The following is a 24,289-nucleotide window of genomic DNA, read 5'->3' as shown; positions in this document are numbered from 1 at the left end:
GCGGCGGTGGAGGCAGCGCGGCTGGCATTGTCGGAGGAACGGGGGCGCGAGGCCGAGGCGCGCGGCCGCGCCGCCACGTTGCGCGTCGAGCGCGAGGCGCTGGAAGCCCGCCGCGAGGCCGCTGCCGCCGAACGCGCCGCCTGGGCCGCCCGCCTCGCCGAGGCGGGAACGCGCCGCGCTGCACTGGAGAACCGCACGGAAGCCGCGCTGCGCCGGCGCGACGCCCTGCTTCGCGCGCCGGAGGAGGTCGCGGCGCGCTCGGAAGCCGCCGCCCGCGCCGTCGCCGCCGCGGAGGAGGCGCAGGGCCGCGCCCGCGCCGCGCTGGAGGATGCCGAAACCCACGCCCGCGCCGCCGCCGAGGCCCGCCGCGCGGCCGAAGCCGCCCTGGCGACCGCGCGCGAGGGGCGATTGCTGGCCGAGGCGGCGCTGGGCTCCGCCACCCAGTCCGGCCAGTCCCTGGCCACCCGCATCGTGGAAAAGCTGGGCGAGGAGGCGGAGCTGCCCGACCCGCCCGAGGACCTGTCCGACGCCGCCGAGGAACGCGCCCGCCGCCGCGCCGAGCGCCTGTCGCGCGAACGCGAGGAGATGGGCCCCGTCAACCTCCGCGCCGAGGTGGAGCTGGGGGAGCTGGAGGCGCGCATCGCCGCCACCCATGCCGACCGTGAGGAAATCGCCGCCGCCATCGCCAAGCTGCGCGGCTCCATCGGCCACCTGAACCGCGAGGCCCGGGAGCGTCTGCGCGCCGTGTTCGACCAGGTGGACCGGGAGTTCCGCTCCCTGTTCTCGCGCCTCTTCGGCGGCGGGCGGGCGCATCTGGCCTTGGTCGGCTCGGAGGACCCGCTGGAGGCGGGGCTGGAGATCTATGCCGAGCCGCCGGGCAAGAAGCTCTCGGCCCTGTCGCTGCTGTCGGGCGGGGAGCAGGCGCTGACCGCCTTGTCGCTGATCTTCGCCGTGTTCCGCTGCCACCCCGCCCCGGTCTGCGTGCTGGATGAGGTGGACGCGCCGCTGGACGACGCGAACGTGGAGCGGCTCTGCGATCTGCTGGACGCGATGGCGGAAGGCGGCACGCGCTTCCTGATCGTCACCCACCACGCGCTGACCATGGCGCGGATGCACCGCCTGTTCGGCGTGACGATGCAGGAGCGCGGCGTGTCGCGCCTGCTCAGCGTGGATCTGGGCGAAGCCGTGAAGATGGCGGAAGGCTGAGACGTAACCACTTCATGGGCGTTACCTTGACAGTCCATTGCCGCCCGCATAGACGGCCCCTGCCTCCGGCGGCGTGGATGCAGGAGGAGCCGTGGTGAACGACCGGGACGCCTTCAAGCAACGCCTGGACGCCGCAAGGGCCCGACAGGGCCTGGACCGTGCGACCGGGAAGGATGCTGGCAAGGGCGGACTTCCCGGCGGCAACTGGGGCATCGGCTTCCGGGCCGGCGTGGAGGTCGTCTCCGCGCTGGTGGTGGGTGTGGGGCTCGGCCTCCTCCTCGACCGGTGGCTGGGCACCTGGCCTTGGCTCTTCCTCGTGTTCTTCGTGCTGGGGTCTGCTGCGGGCATGATGAACGTCTATCGTCTCTTCACTCCCCGGCGGCTTCGCAAGGACTAGGCTCATCTGCTTGGGGGTTGACCGGTGGCGGTAGAAGGCAAGGCGATCGACGCGCTCTCGCAGTTCGAGCTGGGCACGACGTTCGGCCCCATCGGGCGGGCCGTGGGCTTCACCCATTCCAACCTCCACATGCTGATCGCGGGCGGGCTGATCGTCGCGCTGATGATCTACGGCATGCGCCCCCGCGCCATGGTGCCGGGCCGGCTGCAGTCCGTGGCGGAAAGCGCCTACGGCTTCATCGACGACATGCTGCTGGCCCAGGTCGGGCCCGAGGGGCGCCGCTTCTTCCCCTTCGTCTTCACGCTCTTCATGTTCATCCTGTTCGGGAACATGCTGGGCCTGTTCCCCTACGCCTTCACCTACACCAGCCACATCAGCCTCACCTTCACCCTGGCGATGCTGGTCTTCGTGCTGATCACGGTGGTGGCCATCGCGCTGCACGGGACGAAGTTCTTCGGCTACTTCTTCCCTGAGGGCGCGCCGCTCTGGCTCGCGCCCATCATCATCCCGGTTGAGATCGTCTCCTACCTGTCGCGTCCGGTTTCCCTTTCCATCCGTCTCTTCGCCAACATGGTCGCGGGGCACGTGATGCTGAAGGTCTTCGCCACCTTCGTGGTGATGCTGGGCGCGCTGGGCACGCTGGGCCCGGTCCTCTCGATCATGCCGCTCGCGATCAACGTGGCGCTGGTGGGCTTCGAGGTGCTGGTCGCCTTCCTGCAGGCCTACGTCTTCGCGATCCTCACCTGCATCTATCTCCACGACGCGGTGCATCTGCACTGAGCGCCCGTCGGGCTGAACCCCTCACTTTCGTCTTCAAGGAAGGACTGAGAACCATGGAAGTCGCCGCCGCCAAGGCCCTCGGGGCCGGTATTGCCGTCATCGCGCTGTTCGGCGTGGGTCTGGGCATCGGGAACATCTTCTCCTCGCTGATCACCAGCGTGGCCCGTAACCCCTCCGCCCGCGACGCCGTGTTCCCGATCGGCATTCTAGGCTTCGCCCTGACGGAAGCCGTCGCGCTCTTCGCGCTGCTGATCGCCTTCCTCATCCTCTTCGCCTGATCCCCCGCCGGGCGGGGCGTCCTGCCCCGCCCGCGCTGCGAGGATTCACGCGACCAGGGGGCCGGCCATGCCGCAGTTGGACTTCTCCAACCCGCTGATGCTCAGCAAGCTCGTGTGGCTGCTGATCATCTTCGGGTTGCTCTACTTCGTGCTGAAGAACTACGCCCTGCCGCAGGTGGCCGCCGTGCTCGACGAGCGTGCGGCCCGCATTGCGGCCGACCTCGACGCCGCGCGCGACGCGCAGGCGGCGGGCGAGGCCGCGATGGCGGAGCTTCGCGCCGCCACCGCCGCCGCGCGGTCGGAAGCGCAGGCCGCGGTCGCCAGTGCCATCGCCGAGGCCAACGCCAAGGCGACGGCCGAGGCGGAGGCGATCAACCGTCGCCTCGACGCCCAGGTGGCGGAAGCGGAATCCCGCGTCCGCGCCGCGCGCGACAGCGCGATGGGCGCCCTGCGCGAGGTGGCGCTGGACACGACGCAGGCCATGCTCGGCCGGCTCCGGGTCCATGCCCCGGCCAACGACGTCGCCGCCGCGGTGGACCGCGCGGCCGGGGGGAGGGGCTGATGCTCGCCGATCCGAAGTTCTGGGTCGCCGCGTCCTTTGTCATCTTTGTGCTGCTCGCCGGCCGGACGGCCTGGCGCACCGTCACGAAGATGCTGGATGACCGCGCCGCCCGCATCCGCATCGAACTCGACGAGGCGGTGCGGCTGCGTTCCGAGGCCGAGGCCATGATGGCCCAGGCCCAGCGCGACCGCGAGGCTGCCGAGGCCGAGGCAAAGGCGATGCTGGCACGCGCCAGCGCCGAGGCGAAGCGCCTGGGCGAATCCGCCGCCGCCGAGGCGCAGGCCGCCGCCGGCCGCCGCGAGCGCATGGCGATGGACCGCATCGCCGCCGCCGAGGCCGGCGCGGTGACCGAGGTGCGGCAGGCTGCCGCCGCCATCTCCACCGCCGCCGCGCGCGACGTCATCGCCCAGTCCCACACGGCCGAGGCCGATGCGGCGCTGGTGAACGAGGCGATCGCCGCCATCCCGACGGCGCTGCGCGTGGCCTAACGCCCCGCGCCGCGCGAGTGAAGGAGGCCGCTCCCACCCGGGAGCGGCCTTTTTCATGCGCGCCCTTTCCCAGATCCGCCGTCCCTCGCTAGCATCGGCCGCGAATCAACGCCTCAGGGATGGCTTCATGCTCCGACGTTTCCTTCTCGCTTCCGTGGCGATGCTGGGCCTTGCCTCCGCCCAGCCCGCGAGTGCCAACGTGTTCCGCTGGGCCAATGACGGCGACGTCAACTCCATGGACCCCTACACGCGGCAGGAGACGTTCCTCCTCACCTTCAACGCCAACATCTACGAGCCGCTAATCCGCCGCGACCGCAACCTCGGCCTGGAGCCGGCGCTCGCCTTGCGCTGGGAACAGGTGGAGCCGACAGTGTGGCGCTTCCACCTGCGCCAGGGCGTCCGCTTCTCCGACGGGACGCCCTTCACGGCCGACGACGTGGTGTTCTCCGTCGCGCGCGCGCGCGGTCCCGGCTCCAACGTCGCGTCCTTCTTCGCCTCCGTCACCGAGGCCCGGAAGGTGGACGACCACACGGTCGAACTCGTCACCGACGTGCCTAACCCCATCCTGCCGAACCAGCTGACGAGCTTCGGCGTGATGAGCAAGACCTGGCTGGAGCGCAACAACGCCGCCCGCGTCGCCGACCTCACCTCACGCGAGGAGAACTTCGCCACCCGCAACGCCATGGGCACCGGCCCCTTCATGCTGCAGTCGCGGGAGCCGGACCGGCGCACCGTGCTGGTGCCGAACCCGAACTGGTGGGACCGGCCGGAGCACAACCTGACCCGCGTCGAGTTCAACGTCATCGCCAATGACGCGACCCGCGTCGCCGCGCTGCTCTCCGGCGAGGTGGACATGGTCTACACCGTGCCGCCGCAGGACATGGACCGCATCCGCCGCACCAACGGGCTGCGCATCATCGAGGGGCCGGAGCTGCGGACCATCTATCTCGGCATGGACCAGGGGCGGGACGAGCTGCTGAAGAGCGACGTGCGCGGCCGCAATCCGTTCAAGGACGTGCGGGTGCGCCGCGCCATGCTGCTCGCCATCGACATGCAGGCGATCCACAGCCGGGTCATGCGCGGCCAGTCGCGCGTCACCAACCAAATCTTCGGCCCGGGCGTGAACGGCTTCATGGAAGCGAATGACCGCCGCCCGGCCGTGGACCTGGACGCGGCGCGGCGCCTGCTGGCCGAGGCGGGCTACCCGAACGGCTTCGGCGTCACGCTGGATTGCCCGAATGACCGCTACGTGAACGACGAGGCGATCTGCACCGCCGTCGTTTCCATGCTGGCGCGCATCGGCGTGCGGGTGAACCTCAACGCGCAGACCCGCGCGCGCTTCTTCGCCGAGGTGAACCCGCCCCGCTACAACACCAGCTTCTACATGCTGGGCTGGACCCCCAACACCTATGACGCGCACAACGCGCTGTTCAACCTCGCCGGCACGCGGGACGGAGTGCGTGGCGTGTTCAACAACGGCGGCTACAGCAATCCGCGCTTCGACGAGCTGCTGGGCCAGATCGCGGTGGAAACGAACCCGCAGCGCCGGCAGGAGATGATCACCGAAGCCTCGCGCATCCTGCAGGAGGACGTGGCCTATCTCCCGCTCCACCAGCAGCAGGTGGTCTGGGCCGCGCGCAACACGATCCAGCTGCAGCAGCAAGCCGATAACGGCTTCCCGCTGCGCTACGTGCGCGTCGGCCAGTAAGCGAGGCAGGGGGCGCGCCTTGGCCGTGGCCGTCACGCCGGTGGAGCGATCGCGGGAACGGTCGCTCCTCTTCGCCCTCCTTGCCGACGCCTCCATCCTCGTCGTGTTCACGGTGGTGGGCGTACTGTCCGGCTCGCTCTCCGTCCTGGCCGAGATGCTGCGCGGCGTGCTGCTCATGGTGCTGGGCTGGTACAGCCTCCACGTGATGCGCCAGGTGCACCGCGCAGCGTTGCACGACTACGACTACGGCACCGGCAAGGTCGAGCAGTTCGCCAATTTCCTGGTCGCGGTGGGGCTGCTGATCGGCGCCGCCTGGCTGCTGTATCGCGGCATCTCCAACCTCGTCACGCCGCCGCCGCCGCGCCCCGCCGGCCTGCTGCTGATCGGTGGCCTCGTCTCGGCGTTGAACGTCGTCCTCAACTCGGTCGCCTTCCTGGCGCTGTGGCGAAGCGGGCGGGACGGGGCCTCGGTGGTGATGCGCGGCCAGATCCGCTCGCGCATGGGCAAGCTGATCGTTTCGGTCCTCGTCACGGTCGCCATCCTGGTCGCCGCCTCCGTGTCCGACCCGGCTGTGGCCCGCCATGCCGACGTGGCGGGCGGCTTCCTGGTGGTGGCGGTGATGGTGGTGATCGCCGCCGGGCTGTTCCGGCAGACCGTGCCCGACCTGCTGGACCGCACCCTCGCCGATGCGCGCCAAGCCGCGATCAACCGTGTGCTGTCCCGCTTCTTTGACCGCTACGACGCGCTGGGCGGCATCCGCTCCCGCCAGTCGGGCGGGCGCATCCACGTGGAGGTGACGCTCGGCTTCCGGGGCGATCTTCCCTTCGCCCAGGTGGCGGCGACCTCGCGCGAGATCGCCGCGGCGGTGGAGAAGGAGATGCCGGACGCCGAGGTGGTGGTGCGGCCGGTGCAGCACCCGGCACTGGCCTGAGCGGTCAGGGCGTGCGGGCCAGCAGCCACACGGCGGCGGCCAGGAACAGTCCCGCCACCGAGAGCACCATGCTGATCACCGGCCAGGAGCGGCGCGGCCCGGCCTGGAGCACTAGCGCATTGGCCGCCAGCGAGCCGACGAAGCCCGAGACGGGCTGCCACCAGGGCAACTTCCACAACCCCCACAGCAGCAGCACCAGCCAGATGGTGAAGGCGAAGCGGCCCAGCATCCGGAAGGCGTAGTCGGCGCCTGGATCGCTGGGGCGCAACGCCGGGATGGAGGAGCGCGTCTCGATGAAGCCCGCGACGGAAAGGGCGATCAGGGCGGGGAAATAAGCGTCCATGGCGAATCCCGGCCGCGCCCGCCCGGTGCGGAACGCGCTGGGGGGTGCTTGGCGCAGAAAGCCGGACAGGGAAAGATGCCGCATGGCCCGTTTCCAGAGTACCAGCCGCTACATCGCCTCCCGCGACCTCGAGGTCGCGGTGAACGCCGCCGTCACCCTCCAGCGCCCGCTGCTGGTGAAGGGGGAGCCCGGCACGGGCAAGACCGTGCTGGCGCAGGAGATCGCGGGGGGCCTCGGCCTGCCGCTGATCGAATGGCACATCAAGAGCACGACCAAGGCGCAGCAGGGCCTCTACGAATACGACGCCGTGGCCCGGCTGCGCGACGGCCAGCTCGGCGAGGAGAGGGCGCGCGACGTCCGCAACTACATCATCCGCGGCAAGCTGTGGGAGGCCTTCACCCACGAGACGCCGGTGGTGCTGCTGATCGACGAGATCGACAAGGCCGACATCGAGTTCCCGAACGACCTGCTGCTCGAGCTCGACCGCATGCAGTTCCATGTCTACGAGACGCGGGAAACGGTACAGGCGCTGCATCGCCCCATCGTCGTCATCACCTCCAACAACGAGAAGGAGTTGCCGGACGCCTTCCTGCGCCGCTGCTTCTTCCACTTCATCCGCTTTCCCGACCGCGAGACGATGGAGCGCATCGTCGAGGCGCATTACCCCGACGTGGGGAAAGAGCTGGCGAGCGAGGCGCTGAATGCCTTCTTCCTGCTGCGCGAGGTGGACGGGCTGAAGAAGAAGCCCGCGACGAGCGAACTTCTGGACTGGCTGAAGCTGTTGATGGCCGAGGAGATGCCGCCCGAGGCGCTGCGCACCGCCGACATGAAGGTGGCGCTGCCGCCGCTGCACGGTGCGCTGCTGAAGAACGAGCAGGACGTGCACCTGCTGGAGCGGCTGGCCTTCCTCCATCGCGGGCGGCGGGGATGAGGCTCGCGCCCCTCCTGCCGCTTCTCGTGCTGCTGGGGGGATGCACGCCGCAGGAGGGCGCCTCCGTGACCGGCGCCGCGCCTGCCGCCTGCGCCGCCGACTCCGCGCGCTTCGTGCCGGTGGGGGGCGGCTGCCTCGCCGCCGACGGCTTCGGCGCCGCCACGAGCGAGACGCTCGTCGTCGTGCTGCATGGAGACGTCTCCACGGGCGGGCCGGCGCGCTACCATCGCGACTTGGCACGGCGCATCGCCGAGGCATTGCCAGGCAACGCCGTGGTCGCCCTCGTGCGGCCCGGCTACCCGGCGGGCGACGGGCGCGTCTCGAGCGGGGCGTTGAACGGGCGGGTCGACCACTACACTCCTGCCAATCTGCGTCTGGTGGCGGAAGCGGTGTCGGCGCTGCGTGCGCGCAGCGGGGCGCGCCGCGTCGTCGGGGTGGGGCATTCGGGCGGGGCGGCGACCCTGGCCGGCATCCTGGCCCTCCATCCGGACGTGCTGGATGGGGCGGTGCTGCTGGGCTGCGCCTGCGATCTTGTATCCATGCGGCTCGGGCGGCGGCCCTGGACCGCCAGCGTGGATCCCCTGGCCGTCGCCTCCTCCGTGCCGGCCAGGGCGCGGGTTGTCGCCTATACCGGCGCGGGCGACACGGTCACGCCTCCCTCCATGGCGCAGGCCTATGTGCGGGCGCTGGCCGCGCGCGGCGTGCAGGCGCGGTTCCACGACATCCCCGGCTCGCACAACTCCGTCGTGGACGGCGTCTGGGATCATGGCTTCGCGGCGGAGCTGCGCCGCTTGGCGGAGGGCTGAGCCATGTTCGCCTCCTTCCTCCTCAAGCTGCGGGCCGCCGGCCTGCCCTGCTCGCTGACGGAGTGGCTCGCCCTGGTGGGCGCCACCAAGGCCGGCGTGGCGGAATACAACGTGGAGGATTTCTACTTCCTCGCCCGCGCGACGCTGGTGAAGGACGAGCGGCACATGGACCGCTTCGACCGCGTCTTCAGCGAGCATTTCAAAGGCGTCCTGCCCGAGACCACCATCACCGGCGAACTCATCACCCGCGACTTGCCGGAGGAATGGCTTCGCAAGCTGGCGGAGAAGATGCTCTCCGACGAGGAACGCGAAGCGATCGAGCGGGCCGGCGGGTTCCAGGCGCTGATGGACCTGCTGCGGCAGCGCCTGGAGGAGCAGAAGAAGCGCCACCAGGGCGGCAGCCGCATGATCGGCACCGCCGGCACCTCGCCCTTCGGCGCCTATGGCGACAACCCGGAAGGGGTGCGGATCGGGCAGGAGGGCGGGCGCCGCCGCTCCGCCGTGAAGGTGTGGGACAAGCGCGAGTTCCGCGACCTGGCCGACGATGCCGAGCTTGGCACCCGCGCCATGAAGCTCGCCCTGCGCCGCCTGCGCCGCTTCGCCCGCCAGGGAGAGGCGGATGAGCTGGACATGGCGGGCACGATCGGCGCCACGGCGCGCAATGCCGGCACGCTGGACCTGCGGATGCAGCCGCCGCGCCGCAACGCGGTGAAGGTGCTGCTGCTGCTCGACATCGGCGGCTCCATGGACGACCACATCCGCGCCAGCGAGGAGCTGTTCTCCGCCGCCCGCTCCGAGTTCAAGCACCTCGTCCACCTCTACTTCCACAACTGCCCCTATGAGCGGCTGTGGAAGACCAATGCCCGCCGCTCGGAGAACCTGATCCGGACGGAGGAGGTGCTGCGCACCTACGGCCCCGACTGGCGCGTCGTCTTCGTCGGCGATGCCAGCATGAGCCCCTATGAGCTGGTCGAGCCCGGCGGCAGCGTCGAGCACTGGAACGAGGAGGCGGGCGAGGTGTGGCTGCGGCGCATCTGCGCGCATTTCCGCCGCGTCGGCTGGATCAACCCGGTGCCCGAGGGGCATTGGAGCTACACGCGCACGGTGATGCTGATCAACCGCATCCTGGAGGACCGGATGTTCCCCATGACGCTGGACGGGCTGGACCGCATGGCCAAGGCGCTGCGCTGAGCGCATGAAAAAGGGCGACCCCCGCGAAAGGGCCGCCCCGTTTCGGCTGCGGCAGGCTTACCGGGCAAGGCGGAGGTTGTCGCCCCAGCCCTGCTCGCGGCCCTGCTCGGCCAGGCGGTTGCTCTCGTAGCGCGGCAGCCGCTCCAGCTCCTCCCGCGTCATGTTGAGCGTGGCGCGCTCATTGCCCTGGCCCATGCGGATCCGGTCGATCGGCACCAGTGCCTCGCGCGTGCCCAGGCCCAGGAAGCCGCCCCACTCGACCAGCGCGGCGCGCACCTGGCCGCTGCTGTCCACGACGAGGTTCCGCACCTCGCCGGCGTCACGCCCGTTCGAGCCGACCACGTTTGTGCCGATCAGGCTCTGCGCGCTCTGAAGGTTGGTGGCCGCGCCCGGGGAAACGGTGCGCTGGACGTTCGCCGCCCCGCCCTGGTTCGTTTGGCCGGGCTGCGAACCCTGCTGCGCCTGCTGCGTGTTCCGGCCGCCCTCGGTGGTGACCTGCGGCTGACCGGATTGCTGCACGCGCACCTGCGGCTCACCCGGCTGCTGCACGGTCACCTGCGGCTCGGCCTGCTGGACGCGCACCTGCGGCTGCTGCTGCTGAACGGTCACGCGCGGCTCGGGCTGGTTGATCGTGACCTGCGGCGGCGGCTGGTTGATGGTCACCTGCGGCGGGGGCTGCTGCACGGTGATCTGCGGCTGCGGCTGCTGCACCGTGATCTGCGGGGCCGGCTGCTGCACGTTCACCTGGGCCTGGCCCTGCTGCACCGCCACCTGCTGCTGGCCGGTGGTGCCCTGGGCGGAAGCGGTGCCGCCCATGCCGCGCATCAGCGCGCCGAACGAGTCCGCCGCCTCACGCAACTGGGTCGCCACCTGCTGGCGATCGGGCTGCCCGCCCTGCATGGCCTGCTGCGCCTCGGAAAGCTCGCGCTGCGCATTGCGGAAGCTGTCCTGGCCCTGCGCGTTCTGCGGCACGCGGCCCAGCACCTGCTGCCCCGCCTGCACCGCGGCGCGGGCCTGGTCGAAATTGGGCGTCTGGCCGGCCTGGGCGGCATTCAGCTGCTCACCGGAATTGCGCAGCGACTGTTCGACAGCGCGAAGCTGGTCCGCCATGCCCGCCTGCTGCGATGCGCCGCCCTGGGCGCCAGCCTGCCCAGTCGTGCCGGTCTGCCCGGCGGCGCCCATCTGGCCCATGCCGGTCTGACCGGTGGCGCCCGTCTGGCCCGTGCCCTGGGTCGGGCTCGCCTGCGGCGGCGCGCCGGCCCCCGACGGGGCGGTGGTGCCCTGCGCGAAGGCGCCCCCGGCCATAAGGCTGAAGGCCGCGGCACCCGCCAGCAGCGCGGCGCGGCCGGGGAGGGCTGGAATGGAAACGTGGCGCCCTTCGGCGCGGGTCATTTTCGTCATGGCGTTTTCCCTTTGATTGCGCGGCAGGCGGGAAGGGGGAGGGCCCACGCCGCGTCCAGCCAGGAAGCTGGGGACCCGCCTGACGCGCCGGCACCCGTATCCGCACGGAGGCCACGCCCGGCAACTCCTGCATCCATGCGGCGTTCCCGCGCGTTCCGCCCGTAACCGACGGAGCAGCGGATGACCGGGACGTCCGGCGCCTGCTACGTGGTGGATGACGACCCCACGCTGCGCGATGCCGTCGCGCTGCTGCTGGAGGAGACGGGCCGCCACGTCAGGACCTTTCCCAACGGGGCGGCCTTCCTTCGCCTCGCCGGGGCTCTGCCGCGCGGCTGCGTGCTGCTCGACATCCGCATGCCCGGCTCCTGCGGCCTCGGCATCCAGCGCGAGCTGGCGCAGCGCGGACTGCCGCACCCGGTGGTCATCATGACCGCCCATGCCTCCGTAGCCCTGGCGGTGCAGGCGATGAAGGAAGGCGCCTGCGACGTGATCGAGAAGCCTTTCTCCGCCGAGGCCCTGCTGCGCTGCGTGGAAGCGGCGCTCGCCCATGGACAGGCGCCCACGTCCTCCCCCGGGGCGGAGGCCGCAAGCCGGCTCGGGCGGCTTTCGGCGCGGGAGACGGAGGTGCTGCGCCATGTCGTCGCCGGGCGGCAGAACAAGGAGATCGCGCGAGACCTCGGGCTGAGCCCGCGCACGGTGGAAAGCTATCGCTGCAACGCCATGGGAAAGATCGGCGCCACGAGCTTGCCGGAGGCGGTGCGCATCGCCCTGGAAGGCGGGCTTCATCCACTGGAGGCACCGTGAAGCCCGGCTAGAGCGTCCGCACGCGCCAGCCTTCCTCCGTCGCCTCGTGCGCCTCAATGCCCAGCGGCCCGTCACCGAGGGTGAGCTTCAGCCAGCCCATGTGCGAGCCCTTCGTGCGCGGCGACAGGGCGGTGGGGGCCAGCACCTGCTCCGGCTTGCCGGCGATGCGCGCGGCGATGTGGAGGTGGCCGGACAGCACGGCCTCGACTCCCAGCTGCGCCAAGACCTCAAGGGCGGTGTCGGCGCGGCGCGGGCGCTGCCGTCCCGTCAGCCCCGCCGGGTGGCGCAGCGGGTGATGGCACAGCACAAGCCGCCGACGTTCGCCGACCATCGCGACCCGCGCTGGAAGGGAGGCGAGCTGCGCGCGCGACACCCCGCCCGCCGACCAGTCGAGATGCCTCTGGATCCGACGCACCGTATCGAGGCCCAGAATGGCCCAATTGCCGATCACCAGCTCGCCATCGGCCACGGGAAGCCCGGCTTCCGCCCAGGCGGCGCGAGGCGAGGTGAAGCGCGCCCAGAGGTCGCCGCGCGGGATGTCGTGATTGCCTGGCACCACCAGCACTGGCCGCTCCAGCCGCGCCAGGAAGCGCTGCGCCGCCGCGAACTCACGGGCGCGGGCGCGGCGCGTCAGGTCGCCACCCACGAGCACGGCGGAGGGGTCGGCGGCGAGGAGGTCGTCGAGCAACGCCTCTTCGGCCTTCAGCGTGCCCTCGCCGAAATGCAGGTCGGACAGGAAAGCGAGGCGGATCATGCGCGCGGCAGCACGGCAAGCGCCAGCGGCGCGAGGCGGAAGCGCAGCGGCGGGACCAGCATGCGCATCTCTCCATCCAGCGACACGCGCAGCAGGCGTGCGCGCCCATGCACGGCGAAGCGCTGCCCGAACAGCGTGATGACGGAAGCATCCTCTGCCAGTCGGCCACGGAACCAGCGCCACGCGAGGCGAATCCGCCCGCCAGGCCCCGCGGGTTGGATGAGCTGCAGGGTGAGGCTCGACCCGTCGCCGGGCGCCGGCATGGTCACCACGGCGGCGAGGCCGGTGGCACGCGTCGCCGGGGCGAGCGGCACGATCACGTCGCGCCAGGGCGGGCGGAACAGGTTGCGGCAGGCGGTGACGAGGAGTGGCCACCAGGAACCGCCGGCGCGCTGCATCTCTCGAAAGCGCAGGAGCCGGGCAGGGCGCCCGACGATGCTCTGGTAAAGCATGGGTTCACCGTTCACGAAGCCGACATCCAGCCCTTCGGGCGGAAGCGGGCGGTAAAGGCGGGCGGCCTCCACCGGATCCTCTGGCAGGCCCAGGCGCAGGCAGACGCGGTTCATCGTCCCACCTGGTAGCAAGGCGCAGGGCAGGCGGGCCTCGATGAGGCGTTGCACGAAGGCGCGCAGCGTCCCATCGCCGCCGGCGATGAACATCGCCTCGGCACCGGCTTCGCGCGCGGTGTCCCATTGCGCGTCAAGCGTGCCGTCAGGAACGGGGAGTGGGGTGAATCCGGCTTCGCGCATCGCGGCCTCGATGGCGGCGCGGGGCTCCTCCATGCGGGACAGGCGGCCAGAGAGCGGATTGAGGAGGAGCGCGGCCTTCATGCCTGGACGGGGGAAGATGGGACTGGGCCAGCGAGGGCCCAGTCCCGTTCGCGTCAGCGGCGGGTGCGCGCTGCGCGGTTCGCGGCGCGGCTCGCGGCCGTGCCCGGCGGGTTCGCCGCGGTGCCATCGGACTGACCCGGATAAGCGCCCGAGACATTGGTGCCGGCGGCACGGTCCACGGCGCGCGTGGCGGCCGTGCCCGGCGGGTTCGCCGCGGTGCCATCGGACTGGCCCGGATAAGCGCCCGAGACATTGGTGCCAGCGGCGCGATCCAGGGCGCGGGTCGCCTCGGTGCCGGGCGGGTTGCCGCGGGTTCCATCGCGCGTATCGGCGCAGGCGGTCACGCCAAGGGCCAGCACGGCAGCCGGCAACAGAAGCAGGTTTCGCATCAGCTTATCCTTCCTGATGAAGTCAACCCTTTCGGGTGCCAATCGAACGCGCCCGGAAGGTTGCGGTTGCCGGAAACCCCCCCTGCGCAGGCAACGTTCCCGGGCCATGGGCATCCTGCCCATTGCAGCAAAGGAAACAGACCATGCGCGGCATCCTGTTGTGGCTGATCGGCATTCCTATCCCCATCATCATCCTGCTGTGGCTCTTCGGCGTGCTGAGCTGAGCGAGGCCACGAGCGGCGCCGGGTTCACGCGGCGGAACGGTTGACCTCCGCGTTCAGCTCGGCGCCGAGCAGCACGACATAGGTGCTGACGTAGAACCACATCAGCAGCGCCACCGCGGCGCCCAGCGGCCCATAGGTCGCGTCGTAGCCCGCGAAGCTGCTGACGTAGAAGGAGAAGAGCGCGCTCGCGATCGCCCAGAGCAGTGTCGCGGCGATGGCGCCGGGGCTGAACAGGCGCCAGTTCTCCGGCGGATGCGCCGGGCCGAGGCGGTAGAGGATGCTCACCGCGCACAGCACCGCGCCCAGCAGCAGGACCATGGAGGCGATGCGCACCAGCAGCGCCGTGAACTCGTCGAGCCCAAGAAAGGCCAGGGCCTGCGGCAGGCCGACCAGCAGGGCGATGCCCACCACCACCGCGAGGATCGCGCCGATCGTGATGGTCAGTGCCGTGCCGTAGAAGGCGAGCGCGCCGCGCTCCTCCGCCTGGTCGTGCGCGAGGTTGAGCGCCGCCATCAGAGACCGCACCCCGGCCGAGGCCGACCACAGCGCGATCAGAAGGCTGATGCCCATGCCGATCCCCAGCGTGGGGCGTGGGGTCGAGACCAGCTCATGCACGCGCGTGGCGATGAGGAAGAAGGTGCTCTCGGGCAGGACGCGGCGCAGGATCTCCAGCTGCGGCTCCACCGTCACCGGGTCGAAGACCATGCCGTAGATGGAGATGGCGAGGCTCAGCGCCGGGAACAGCGCCAGCATGGCGTAGAAGGCGCACCCCGCGGAGGTGAGCGAGATCTTGTCCGAGGTTGCGACCGCGTAGGCGCGGCGCAGGATGCCGGGGCGGCGTTCAGCGGCGATGGCGAGGTCGGACACGGCTCACCTTGCGGGCGCGCGAGCATGGAAAAGGGGCGGCGCAGACGCGCCGCCCCCATGTTGAGCCACCCCGATCAGGAGCGGCGCAGGCTGCTGTAGTCGAAGGCCGGGCGGTTCTGCAGCTGCTCCTTCGACGCGCCGGGCAGCATGATCCGCTCGCGCTCCTGGTTCCACTGCAGGTCCGAGATCGGCACGGCCACGAGTCGGGCGCCGAGGCCCAGGAAGCCGCCGACGGAGATGATCGCCGTCGGCTGGCTGCCGGTGACGACGATGTCGTCCACCTCGCCGATCGTCTCGTTGCGGTCGTTGTAGACGCGCGAGCCGATGATCTGGCTCATGCGCTGCCGTTCCGCCAGCAGCCCGCCCGCCGTGCCCAGCGCACCGGCGGCACCGGCCGCGGTGGTGGAGACATTGGCGCGGCCATCCGTCGTGGCGCCAGGGGCCGGTGTCGACGTGGTGCTGCTGCCCATCGTGCCCATGGCAGAGGAGCCGGTGTGCCCGTGCTGGACGGTGCCCGTGCTGCTGCTGGTGCTGCCAGACGTGCCGCTGCCCGAGGTGCTGCTGGTCGTGGTGTTGCGGGCGCCTTCGCGCGCCGCGTCACCCGCGCGTTCCGCCGCGCGGCCGACCGCCGTGCCGGGCGGGTTGTTGGCCGTGCCGTCCGCGTTCTGAGGGTTGGCGCCCGAGACATTGGTGCCGGCGGCGCGGTCCAGGGCGCGCGTCGCGGCAGTGCCCGGCGGGTTGCTCGGCGTGCCGTCCGGCTGGCGCGACATGGCGGTGTCAGGCGCAGTGCCGGGCGCTGTGGTGGACTGGTTGGCGGCCTGGCCGAAGGCCAGCATCGGCGCCACCAGGGCGCCCGCCAGAACCGTCATGCCCAGCGTGTGCTTGGTTTGCATTTCCGTCTTCCTTTCGCGTTTCCCTGTTGTCGCTCAGCGGCGAACCAGCGCCGCCACGATGAAGCCCGCGAGGGCCGCAAGGGCGAGGGCCAGCAGCGGCTGCTCGCGCACGCGCTCGCCGATCCGCTCGCCGCCGTCGCGCAGATGCGTGCGCGCCGCGTTCATCGTCGCCTCGGCTTGGTCGGCCGCATGGTTCAGCGCGGGCGTGACGCGCTCGCTCATCAGCGTCTCGACCTTCTCGCGCAGCGCCATGAGTTCGGCACGGGCGTCCTCGGCAAGATGCTGGGCGCGGTCGCTCACGTCCCGGGCCAGGTCCTGGGCCTTCTCGGACATGTCGTCGGCCATGCCCTGCGCCTTGCTGCCAAGGTCGCGGGCCTTGTCATCCGCGGTGTTCCGCAGGTCGCCGTAGGTGGTGGGGGTGTCCATCATCCGCTTCCTTGCTTGGGTGTCTTCGAAACGGGCTCGCCGCCCCGGGGGTTTCAGCCGAGGTGGCTGGAGAGCATCCACGCCGCCTTCTCGTGCACCTGCACGCGCTCGGTCAGCATGTCCGCGGTGGCGAGGTCATCCGCCTCGTCGGCGTCGAGGGCGAGTTCCTTCGCGCGCTCGGCCAGGGCACGGTTGTCGGCGGTGAGCAGGCGCACCGCCTCATCCGTCGCATGCACCTCCTTCGCCTCGTCGAGGCTGGCGAGGCCCAGCATGTCGGCCAGGGAAACAGGCGCATCGCCGCCCAGGGCGCGGATGCGCTCGGCGATTTCGTCCACGGCCTGGAACAGCTCCCCGTATTGTTCCTCGGTCAGCTTGTGGATGCCGTAGAAGTTCTTGCCGCGCGCGTTCCAGTGGCAGGCCTGCGTCTTGGCGAGGAGCACGTAGGTGTCCGCCAGGAAGCCCTTCAGACCTTCGGTCACGCCCTCGTTCTTGCCGGACATCCCATGTCTCCTATGAACTGAATGTCAATTCCGGGCCAGCAACGCCCGCGCGCGGCGCCGCGTTGCAGCGGGGCCGGAGGACTCATGGCACCCTTCCAGACGCACTACGCCGTTCCCTCGCGCTCCGATCTCGTGCAGAGGCTGCTTGTCGTCGCGGGTGTCGTGGCCGTGCTGTGGCTCGGGCGGGACATCCTGGCCCCGCTGGCGCTGGCCCTGCTGCTGACCATCGCCGCGCTTCCCATCGCAAACTGGCTGGAGAAGGTGGGCGTGCCGCGCGTGGTCGCCGTGCTGGCGGTGATGCTGCTGCTGCTGGGGGTGATCAGCGGCGTGCTGTGGACCGTGGTGTCGCAGGCCCTGGCCCTGGCGGCCGAACTTCCCTCCTACGAGACCACGCTGCGGGAGAAGCTCGTCGCGCTGACCCAAAGCTCCGGCCCGATCCAGGGGGTGATGGCGCTGTTCGAGCGGCTTTCGGCTGCGCTCGCCCCGCCGCGCGAGCATCCGGCGGCCACGGTGGCCGTCGCCGCCGGCGCGTCGTCGCCGCTCGCCACCATGCTCGGGGTGCTGCACATGGTGATGGCGCCCGTCGCCACCGTGCTGATCACCTTGCTGCTGATGGCCTTCCTGCTGGTGTATCGCGAGGATCTGCGCGACCGCGTGCTGCGCCTCGCCGGGACGCACGACCTGCACCGCACCACCAATGCCATGCTGGACGCGACGGACCGCGTCGGGCGCTTCCTGCTGATGCAGGTCATGATGAATGCGGTGTTCGGCGCCTCCATGGGGATCGGGCTGTGGCTGCTCGGCCTGCCGAATGCCCCGCTTTGGGGCGCGCTGTGCTTCACGCTGCGCTTCATCCCCTATCTGGGCGCCCCGCTTTCCGTCCTCTTTCCGATGGTGCTGGCCTTTGCCGCCACGGAAGGGTGGTGGGCGGTGCTGGGTGTCATCGGGTTGTTCGTCGTCGTGGACGGGCTCGTGACCTATGTGCTGGAGCCGTGGATCTACGGCCATTCCATCGGCGTGACGCCCATCGCCCTCGTGCTGGCCGCCGGGTTCTGGGCGGTGCTGTGGGGGCCGCTCGGCCTGATCCTCGCCCCGGCGCTGACCGCCTGCATCGTGATCGTCGGGCGCCACGTGCCGGGGTTCCGCTTCCTGGACGTGCTGCTGGGCGACAGCCCGCCGCTTGAGCCGCAGGCGCGGTTCTACCAGCGCCTCCTGGCCGGCGACGCGGATGGGGCAGGCCTGATCTTCGACCGCCACGCCACCGCCGAGGACCTGAACGACGCGCTCGACCGGTTCGTGTTCCCCGCCATCGCTCAGGTGGAAGCCGACCGCCGGCACGAGGGCTTCGGCCCCGCCCTGGCGCTGCGGGCGTCGCGCACCCTGCTGCGCGTGCTGGAGGAGCGGGGCGAGGAGTCGGCGGAGCCTCACATCGTCGTGCGTCCCATGGCCGGGGCGCTGGACCACGCCGCGGCGGCGGCGGTGAGCCTCGCCCTGGTGGAGGAGGGGCATTGCGTGACGCTGGAGCCGCGCCGCGCCGACCTTGCGGTGCTGGTGATGGCATCGGGCGCCGGGCGCCCGCGCCTTTGGCGTGCCCTGCGCACGGCGCGGCAACTGGCCCCGCGCTCCATCCTTTTCGCCGTGACCGACGAGGCGGAGCAGGCCGTTTCGGGCGCCGCGATCGGCCCCTGGATCACGGAGCTGCCGCGGCTGATGGACGAGGCGCGCCCGCTTCTCCCCGAGGAGGAGGAGGCGGAAGAGGAGGGGCCGGAGGCCAAGGCCGAGGCCGCGCAGTGAGCGCGGCGGATCGAGGGATCAGCCCTCGCCCTCGGGACGGGGCAGTGTCGCCTCCGGCGCGATCCGCAGCGTCGCGCGCAGCCCCTCCTTTTCCCAGAGGAATTCCGCCTCGCCCTCCAGCGGCCCGTTCACGTTCGCCTCGATGAGGCGGGAGCCGAAGCCGGGCACGGGGGGCGTGCCGGGCAGCTCGGGGCCGCCGCGCTCCTCCCAGGTGAGGACGACGCCGCCATCCGCCTCGCGCCGCCAGCGCACGAGGACCTGGCCGGTGCCGACGGAAAGCGCGCCGTATTTCGCCGCGTTGGTCGCCATCTCGTGCAGCACCATGGTCAGGGGCTGCGCCGCCTCGCTGGACAGGCGAAGTTCGGGCCCCTCGGCCTGCGCCGCGCTGCCATAGGCCTCCAGCTCCCCGCGCACCAACTCGCCAAGTTCGGCCCCGGTCCAGCGTTCGCGCGCCAGTACGGTGTGGACCCGCGCCATGGCCGAGATCCGGCCTTCCAGCGCCTCCACCACGGCCTCGGCGCTGCCATGGCCCTCGGCCAGGGACAGCCGGGCCAGGGAGCGCACGACGGCGAGCGCGTTCTTGGCCCGGTGGTCCACCTCCCGTGACAGGAGGCGCTCCACGTCCTCCGCGCGCTTGCGGGCGGTGATGTCCAGCACGGCGGCGGTGACGGCGGCCGCTGCCGGGCTGGTGTCGTACACGGGCCGAAAGCCGCAGAGCAGGACGCGGCGCCCCTGTTCCGTGTCCAGCGTGACCTCCACCTCCTCATGCGCCTCGCCGTTTTCCACGACGGAGCGCAGCAGGGGCATGATCTGCGGGGCAAGATCGAGTCCCAGGTCCTCCGGCGTGTGGCCCACGTAGTCGCCCGCTTCTCGGTCATCGAGGGCGGCGAGGCGACGATTCACCGCGATGAAGCGCAGGTCGCGGTTCAACAGGGCCAGCCCGGCGGGCGCGCTTTCATAGGTGGCGCGGAGGCGGCGGGCCGCGGCCTCGGCCTCGGCCTGTGCTTCGCGAAGCTCGTGCGTGTCCACGGAGATGCCGATCCAGCCCATCGCCTTGCCCGCCATGTCGCGCAGCGGGCGCGCACGCACCACCTGCCAGCGATAGCTGCGGCTGGCGGCGTGGAAGATGCGCATCTCCAGCAGGTGTTCCGCGCCCGTCGTGTCTGCTCGCGCGACGGCGGCCGTCCAGGCCTCGCCGGTGCGGGCGCGGTCGTCCGGGTGGATGGGGGCGGCCCAGCCTGTGCCCAGGCCGGAGCCCTGGGGCTGGCCGGTGTATTCGTACCAGAACCGGTTGATCCAGGTAATGTGGCCGCGAGAGTCGGCGGTGAAGACGATCTGCGGCGACAGGTCGAGCAGGGCGGAAAGCCGGCTCTCGCTTTCGGCCCGTGCTGCCTCGCGCGCCTGCACCTCGGCCGCCATGGCGTCGAAGGCCTCGGCCAGGCGGGCGAATTCCCGCCCGCCCCCGATCGGCCCGACCCGAGCATCCCAGTCCTGCCGCCCCCAGCGCCGCGCGGTGGCGAGGAGGCGCCGCACCGGCCTCTGGACCGCCGCCCCGAAGCCGGCGAGGGACAGAAGGAAGGTGAGCAGGAGCGAGCCGAGGATCAGCGACACGGAACGCCGGTCCCGCGCCGCCGCGTCGCGCAGCACCCGGCTGGCGTCGAGGCCCATGGTGATGAACAGCCCCTCCGGCGCCGCCTGGACGGGAAGATAGGCGGCGACGCGACGCACGCCGTCCAGGGCCGGCGCGTCGATAATGCCGGGCTCCGGCTTGTTCAGCAGCGCCATGGCAAAGGGCGCCATGCGCCGCCCCACGAAGCTCTCCGGGTCGCGCGACCGGGCCAGGATCGTTCCCTCGCGATCCGCGATGGTGGAGGAGGAGCCTTCGGGCAGTTCCAGCGACAGGAGGTCGCGGACCAGCCAATCCACCGACAGGCCCAGCACCATCACCGCCCGTACCTCGCCCGCGTCGTTGAAAAGGGGCGCGGCGAGGTGGATGCTCGGGGTGCTGGTGGCCCGGCCCGTGCCGAACGTGCCGATCACGAAGCTGCGCGTCCGGAGGACCTCGCTGAAATACCAGCGGTCGCGGACGTTGATGTTGCGCATCTCCTCCGGCCAGGGGGAGCAGACCGAGTTGCCGGCAAGGTCGAAGACGTTGGCGATGGTGTAGCGCGTGTAGCTTTGCAGAACGCCGCGCAGGAAGTCTTCGCATTCGTCGCTGGGCCGCAGCGCCTGCACCGCACGGTGCGCGGCCATGGCGGCGAGGACCTGCTGTGCTCCTTCCAGCGTGCGGACCTGCTGCGCCGCGACCAAGCGCACGAGCCGCATCGACTGCTCGGCCACCTGCTCCGCCCGCGTCTCACGGGCTTCGCGCTCCATCCAGACCTGCACCAGCGCGGCCGGAATCAGAGCGAAAAGGAGCAGCAACAGGGCGCGAAGAACCAGGGGCAATGGGGACCGGCGGTTGAGAGGATGGGTTCGACTCACTCTTGCATGAATCGCCCCGGCGCGTCACGCCGCGAGGCCGGCCGCCCGTCCGCTGCTCCAGGCCCATTGGAAATTGTAGCCGCCGAGCCAGCCGGTCACGTCCACCGCCTCGCCCACCACGAACAGCCCCGGCACGCTGCGCGCCTGCATGTCCTTCTGCGACAAATCCGCCGTGTCCACGCCGCCCAGCGTCACCTCGGCCTTTGCGTAGCCTTCGGTGCCGGAAGGAACCGGCTGCCAGTCCGACAGCCGCGCGGCCAGGGCCGAGAGGCTGCGGTCCGGCAGGTCGGCGAGGCGACCCATCCCCTCAGCCAGAGCGGCGGCGAGGCGTGCGGGCAGGCGGGTTCCCAGCACGGTGCGCGCCTCGCTGCGCCCCTGGCTTCGCTTGAGGGAAAGCAGCCAGTCCCGTGCATCGACCCCCGGCAGCAGGTCGAGCGCGAGAGGCATGCCTTCGCGCCAGAAGGAGGAGACCTGCAGGATGGCGGGCCCCGAGAGGCCGCGATGGGTGAAGAGCAGCGCTTCCTCGAAGCGCGCCCCGCCGCAGGCGGCGCGGACAGGCAGGGAAACGCCCGACAAGGGCTGCATGAGGTCGAGCGACGGACCCTCGAACCGCAGCGGCACCAGGGCCGGGCGCAGCGGCGTGACGCCGAGGCCGAAGCGCCGAGCCGCCTCGGCGGCGAAGCTGGTGGCGCCCATCTTCGGGATGGACGGGCCGCCCGTGGCGAGGACCAGGGACGGCGCCTCGAAGGTGCCGCGATCGGTTTCCACGCGGAAGCGTTCCGCCCGGTCCAGCGCGGTGATTCGATGGCCGCAGCGCAGATCCACCCCGCCCGCGTCGCATTCCGCCAGCAGCAGGCCGAGGATGTCGCGCGCCGAGCGGTCGCAGAACAGCTGACCCAGCGTCTTCTCGTGCCAGGGGATGCGGTGCCGCTCGACCAGGGCCAGGAAATCCTGCGGCGTGCAGCGGGCCAGGGCGGAGCGGGCGAAGCGCGGATTGCCCGACAGGTAGCGCGCCGGGTCGGCGCCGTGGAGGTTGGTGAAGTTGCAGCGCCCGCCGCCGGAGATCAGGATTTTGCGCCCCGGTTCCGGCGCATGGTCCAGCACCAGCACGCGCCGCCCGCGCTGCCCCGCCGTGGCGGCGCAGTAGAGGCCGGCGGCGCCGGCCCCCAGCACCACCACGTCGAAGGCTTCCGGTTTCAAGCGGGCGACATCTCCGTCCAGGGGGCGGGCAGGGCCTCTCGCAGGGCCGGGGAGGCCCTGGGCCGGAAGGCGGCGTAGAGCCCGCGCGAGCGACCGAAGACCGGGTGGGGGCGGTACAGCACCCGGTCGAATCCGGCCTGGAGCAGCAGGTGCAGGATCAGCGGCGGATTCGGCCCCCACCAGTTGGTCGCGTCGCCCACCAGCTCGTCGCCCGGATAGAAGATCATCGCCGGGCGCTTTTCCTCCAGCGCATCCTGGTGCGTTTCCAGTAGCAGCACCTGCCGCGTCACCTGGCCCAGCGCGTCCACGACCGGGATCGGGTCGCGCAGGTGGTAGAACACGCCCAGGAACAGCACGAGGTCGAAGGGATCGAGACCGGCCGGCAGCTCGGTCGGGTCCAGATGCCGCGCCTCGGGCCGGAGGCCGGAGGCGGCGCAGGCGAGGTCGAATGTTTCGCGGCCGCGGAAATGCGGCGCGTCCCAGGTGAAGCTGTCCGTGGCCAGCACGCGCCCCGCGCCGCGCCGCAGCGCCGCCAGGGTGAAGCCGCCATTCCAGGCGCCGATATCCAGCACGGACAACCCGGACAGGTCGAAGGAGCCCAGCAGCGCCTCCTCCTCCGCATGCATGATCTCTGGCGTCTTCAGGCCGGGCGTGACGATGCCGGGGCGCAGCTCGATGCTGTGGAACCAGAAATGCCGGGCGATCGCGGCGCGGAGGGCTTCGTCATCCATGGGCGCGTGTCTAGCGCCCTATTCGGGCCAGCGGAAACGCCCGCCCACCCTGGACCTCCGCCCGGCCGCGCCGCACCATGGCGTCATGCATGTCCTGGTCCTGGGCGCGGGGGTCGTCGGGCTCTCGACTGCGCATCTGCTTGCCGCCGAAGGCTGGCGCGTCACCGTGCTCGACGCGGAGCCCTCCCCGGGCCGGGGCGCCTCCTTCGCCAATGGCGGGCAGCTTTCCTATTCCTATGTCGCGCCCTTCGCCGGGCCGGGCGTGCTCCGCAAGGTGCCGTCCTGGCTGATGGACCCGGATGGGCCGCTGCGCTTACGGCCGGAAGCCGACCCGCACCAGTGGAAGTGGCTGCTGCGCTTCATCCGCGCCTGCAACGCCGACACGGCGGAGCAGACCACGCGCCGCCTCCTGCTGCTTTCCTACCTTTCGCGCGACCTGATGCGCGAAACCGTTGCGCTGCCCGACCTCGACTTCGACTTCACGCGCGCCGGCAAGCTGGTGGTGCAGCCGGACGAAGGGGGCATGGCGGGGGCGCGGCGCCAGATGGAACTCCAGGCGCGGCTGGGCAGCGAGCAGCGCGCCCTGTCGCGCGAGGAATGCCTGGAAGCGGAGCCGGCGCTGCGCCACATCGCCCATCGCATCGCCGGCGGCATCCTGACCGAGAGCGAGGAGGCGGGCGACGCGCGCCGCTTCTCTGAGGCGCTGGCGGAGCGGCTGACGCGCGGCAACGCGGCGGTCACGCTGCGCCTCGGCGCGCGCATCCGCCAGATCATCCGCGCCGATGGCCGCATCCGCGCCGTGGCGACGGAGGAGGGGCCGATCGAGGCGGATCACTTCGTCGTCGCGCTGGGCAACGGCGCGCGGCCGCTGCTGCGGCCCCTTGGCCTCGACCTGCCGATCTACCCGCTCAAGGGCTATTCCCTCACCCTCGACGTGGTCGACGAGTCGGAAGCGCCGCGGCTTTCGGTTACCGACAGCGCGGCCAAGGTGGTCTATGCGCGCCTCGGCAAGCGGCTGCGCGTGGCCGGCATGGCCGACCTGGTCGGCCATGACCGGCGCATCGAGGAAAGCCGGCTGACCACCCTGCTGCGCCAGGCCCGCGCCACCTTCCCTGGGGCCAGCGACTGGGGCGAGATCCGTCCCTGGGCGGGCCTGCGCCCCTCGACCCCCACCGGCCTGCCCATCCTCGGCCCGACACTGGCGGCGCCCAATCTTTGGCTGAACCTGGGGCATGGATCGCTCGGCTTCACGCTGGCGATGGGCAGCGCCGCGGTGGTGGCGGCGATGATGGTCGGTCGCCCCGCGCCGATTCCCACAGATGGATTCACCCTGCCTTGACCCCCGCGCCGCACCCTGCCAAGGGGTGCGGC

Annotated in this window: 25 protein-coding genes and 1 pseudogene; 14 read left to right on the top strand and 12 right to left on the bottom strand. The window is 71.3% G+C overall.

The window, feature by feature from the left end; all coding sequences use genetic code 11:
• The 8 genes and pseudogenes from OF850_RS16485 to OF850_RS16450 form a co-directional block, all read left to right on the top strand.
• Positions 1-1,206 (top strand): annotated as a pseudogene (locus tag OF850_RS16485) (chromosome segregation protein SMC); the annotation flags it as partial.
• A 94-nt stretch (positions 1,207-1,300) separates the two neighbouring features.
• Positions 1,301-1,603 carry an AtpZ/AtpI family protein gene (locus tag OF850_RS16480; protein WP_301591410.1) on the top strand — a complete coding sequence of 101 codons (303 nt, stop codon included), beginning with the start codon at positions 1,301-1,303 and terminating at the stop codon, positions 1,601-1,603.
• 24 nt (positions 1,604-1,627) lie between these two features.
• The gene (locus tag OF850_RS16475) at positions 1,628-2,383 is read left to right on the top strand and encodes a F0F1 ATP synthase subunit A (protein ID WP_301591409.1); all 756 of its coding nucleotides are present in this window, start codon (positions 1,628-1,630) and stop codon (positions 2,381-2,383) included.
• A 53-nt stretch (positions 2,384-2,436) separates the two neighbouring features.
• Positions 2,437-2,661, top strand: a complete 225-nt coding sequence (locus OF850_RS16470; RefSeq protein ID WP_213615086.1) for an ATP synthase subunit C family protein — start codon at positions 2,437-2,439, stop codon at positions 2,659-2,661.
• Positions 2,662-2,728: 67 nt separating this feature from the next.
• Complete coding sequence (locus tag OF850_RS16465; RefSeq protein ID WP_301591408.1) at positions 2,729-3,223, top strand: F0F1 ATP synthase subunit B family protein; 495 nt, start codon at positions 2,729-2,731, stop codon at positions 3,221-3,223.
• Positions 3,223-3,711, top strand: a complete 489-nt coding sequence (locus tag OF850_RS16460; protein ID WP_301591407.1) for a F0F1 ATP synthase subunit B family protein — start codon at positions 3,223-3,225, stop codon at positions 3,709-3,711. The genes OF850_RS16465 and OF850_RS16460 overlap by 1 nt, the downstream gene beginning before the upstream one ends.
• A 127-nt stretch (positions 3,712-3,838) precedes the next feature.
• Positions 3,839-5,419 carry an ABC transporter substrate-binding protein gene (locus tag OF850_RS16455; RefSeq protein WP_301591405.1) on the top strand — a complete coding sequence of 527 codons (1,581 nt, stop codon included), beginning with the start codon at positions 3,839-3,841 and terminating at the stop codon, positions 5,417-5,419.
• Between the two features lie 25 nt (positions 5,420-5,444).
• Positions 5,445-6,350, top strand: coding sequence for a cation diffusion facilitator family transporter (locus OF850_RS16450; protein ID WP_301591417.1), 906 nt, complete (start codon positions 5,445-5,447; stop codon positions 6,348-6,350).
• Positions 6,351-6,354: 4 nt separating this feature from the next.
• Here the strand turns inward: OF850_RS16450 and OF850_RS16445 are convergent, their stop codons facing one another.
• Positions 6,355-6,777 (bottom strand): multidrug DMT transporter permease, encoded by a 423-nt coding sequence (locus OF850_RS16445; RefSeq protein WP_301591403.1) that lies wholly within the window; start codon positions 6,775-6,777, stop codon positions 6,355-6,357.
• On the opposite strand from OF850_RS16445, the gene OF850_RS16440 reads away from it, so the two are divergent.
• The 3 genes from OF850_RS16440 to OF850_RS16430 are packed head-to-tail and all read left to right on the top strand — an operon-like array spanning position 6,776 to position 9,621.
• Positions 6,776-7,624 (top strand): AAA family ATPase, encoded by an 849-nt coding sequence (locus OF850_RS16440; protein ID WP_301591401.1) that lies wholly within the window; start codon positions 6,776-6,778, stop codon positions 7,622-7,624. The genes OF850_RS16445 and OF850_RS16440 overlap by 2 nt on opposite strands.
• Complete coding sequence (locus OF850_RS16435; protein WP_301591400.1) at positions 7,621-8,430, top strand: alpha/beta hydrolase; 810 nt, start codon at positions 7,621-7,623, stop codon at positions 8,428-8,430. The genes OF850_RS16440 and OF850_RS16435 overlap by 4 nt, the downstream gene beginning before the upstream one ends.
• 3 nt (positions 8,431-8,433) lie before the next feature.
• Positions 8,434-9,621, top strand: coding sequence for a vWA domain-containing protein (locus tag OF850_RS16430; protein WP_301591399.1), 1,188 nt, complete (start codon positions 8,434-8,436; stop codon positions 9,619-9,621).
• A 57-nt stretch (positions 9,622-9,678) separates the two neighbouring features.
• Here OF850_RS16430 and OF850_RS16425 read toward each other — a convergent pair whose 3' ends face one another.
• Positions 9,679-11,022, bottom strand: a complete 1,344-nt coding sequence (locus tag OF850_RS16425) for a PRC-barrel domain-containing protein (protein WP_301591398.1) — start codon at positions 11,020-11,022, stop codon at positions 9,679-9,681.
• A 180-nt stretch (positions 11,023-11,202) separates the two neighbouring features.
• On the opposite strand from OF850_RS16425, the gene OF850_RS16420 reads away from it, so the two are divergent.
• Positions 11,203-11,826, top strand: a complete 624-nt coding sequence (locus OF850_RS16420; RefSeq protein WP_301591397.1) for a response regulator transcription factor — start codon at positions 11,203-11,205, stop codon at positions 11,824-11,826.
• Positions 11,827-11,833: 7 nt separating this feature from the next.
• Here the strand turns inward: OF850_RS16420 and OF850_RS16415 are convergent, their stop codons facing one another.
• The 7 genes from OF850_RS16415 to OF850_RS16385 form a co-directional block, all read right to left on the bottom strand.
• Positions 11,834-12,580, bottom strand: coding sequence for a metallophosphoesterase family protein (locus OF850_RS16415; protein WP_301591396.1), 747 nt, complete (start codon positions 12,578-12,580; stop codon positions 11,834-11,836).
• Positions 12,577-13,410 (bottom strand): diacylglycerol/lipid kinase family protein, encoded by an 834-nt coding sequence (locus OF850_RS16410; protein ID WP_301591395.1) that lies wholly within the window; start codon positions 13,408-13,410, stop codon positions 12,577-12,579. The genes OF850_RS16415 and OF850_RS16410 overlap by 4 nt, the downstream gene beginning before the upstream one ends.
• A gap of 53 nt (positions 13,411-13,463) precedes the next feature.
• A complete protein-coding gene (locus tag OF850_RS16405; RefSeq protein WP_301591394.1) occupies positions 13,464-13,799 on the bottom strand; it encodes a hypothetical protein in 336 nt (111 codons plus the stop codon).
• Between the two features lie 248 nt (positions 13,800-14,047).
• Positions 14,048-14,890: a YihY/virulence factor BrkB family protein gene (locus OF850_RS16400; protein ID WP_301591393.1), complete on the bottom strand. Its 843-nt coding sequence runs from the start codon at positions 14,888-14,890 to the stop codon at positions 14,048-14,050.
• Positions 14,891-14,964: 74 nt separating this feature from the next.
• A complete protein-coding gene (locus OF850_RS16395) occupies positions 14,965-15,783 on the bottom strand; it encodes a PRC-barrel domain-containing protein (protein WP_301591392.1) in 819 nt (272 codons plus the stop codon).
• 33 nt (positions 15,784-15,816) lie between these two features.
• Entirely contained in the window at positions 15,817-16,212 is a 396-nt protein-coding gene (locus tag OF850_RS16390) for a hypothetical protein (RefSeq protein ID WP_301591391.1), read from the bottom strand.
• Between the two features lie 50 nt (positions 16,213-16,262).
• On the bottom strand, positions 16,263-16,709 hold the full coding sequence (locus OF850_RS16385; RefSeq protein ID WP_301591389.1) for a Dps family protein: 447 nt from the start codon (positions 16,707-16,709) through the stop codon (positions 16,263-16,265).
• Between the two features lie 84 nt (positions 16,710-16,793).
• Between OF850_RS16385 and OF850_RS16380 the strand changes: the two genes are divergently transcribed.
• Positions 16,794-18,503: an AI-2E family transporter gene (locus OF850_RS16380; RefSeq protein ID WP_301591388.1), complete on the top strand. Its 1,710-nt coding sequence runs from the start codon at positions 16,794-16,796 to the stop codon at positions 18,501-18,503.
• Positions 18,504-18,521: 18 nt separating this feature from the next.
• Here OF850_RS16380 and OF850_RS16375 read toward each other — a convergent pair whose 3' ends face one another.
• From OF850_RS16375 to OF850_RS16365, 3 genes are all read right to left on the bottom strand, one after another.
• Positions 18,522-20,927 carry a PAS domain-containing protein gene (locus OF850_RS16375; protein WP_301591387.1) on the bottom strand — a complete coding sequence of 802 codons (2,406 nt, stop codon included), beginning with the start codon at positions 20,925-20,927 and terminating at the stop codon, positions 18,522-18,524.
• Between the two features lie 84 nt (positions 20,928-21,011).
• Positions 21,012-22,187: a BaiN/RdsA family NAD(P)/FAD-dependent oxidoreductase gene (locus OF850_RS16370; protein ID WP_301591386.1), complete on the bottom strand. Its 1,176-nt coding sequence runs from the start codon at positions 22,185-22,187 to the stop codon at positions 21,012-21,014.
• A complete protein-coding gene (locus OF850_RS16365) occupies positions 22,184-22,918 on the bottom strand; it encodes a class I SAM-dependent methyltransferase (protein ID WP_301591385.1) in 735 nt (244 codons plus the stop codon). Before OF850_RS16365 ends, OF850_RS16370 begins: the two co-directional genes overlap by 4 nt.
• Between OF850_RS16365 and OF850_RS16360 the strand changes: the two genes are divergently transcribed.
• Complete coding sequence (locus OF850_RS16360) at positions 22,917-24,257, top strand: D-amino acid dehydrogenase (protein ID WP_301591384.1); 1,341 nt, start codon at positions 22,917-22,919, stop codon at positions 24,255-24,257. The two genes, OF850_RS16365 and OF850_RS16360, sit on opposite strands and share 2 nt — an antisense overlap.
• Positions 24,258-24,289: the final 32 nt, after the last annotated feature.

This window comes from Sabulicella glaciei (genome assembly GCF_026183895.1).
Classification (GTDB): Bacteria; Pseudomonadota; Alphaproteobacteria; order Acetobacterales; family Acetobacteraceae; genus Roseococcus; species Roseococcus glaciei.
Note: the sequence above shows the minus strand (reverse complement) of the source record. Positions and strands in the feature narration are given on the sequence as shown.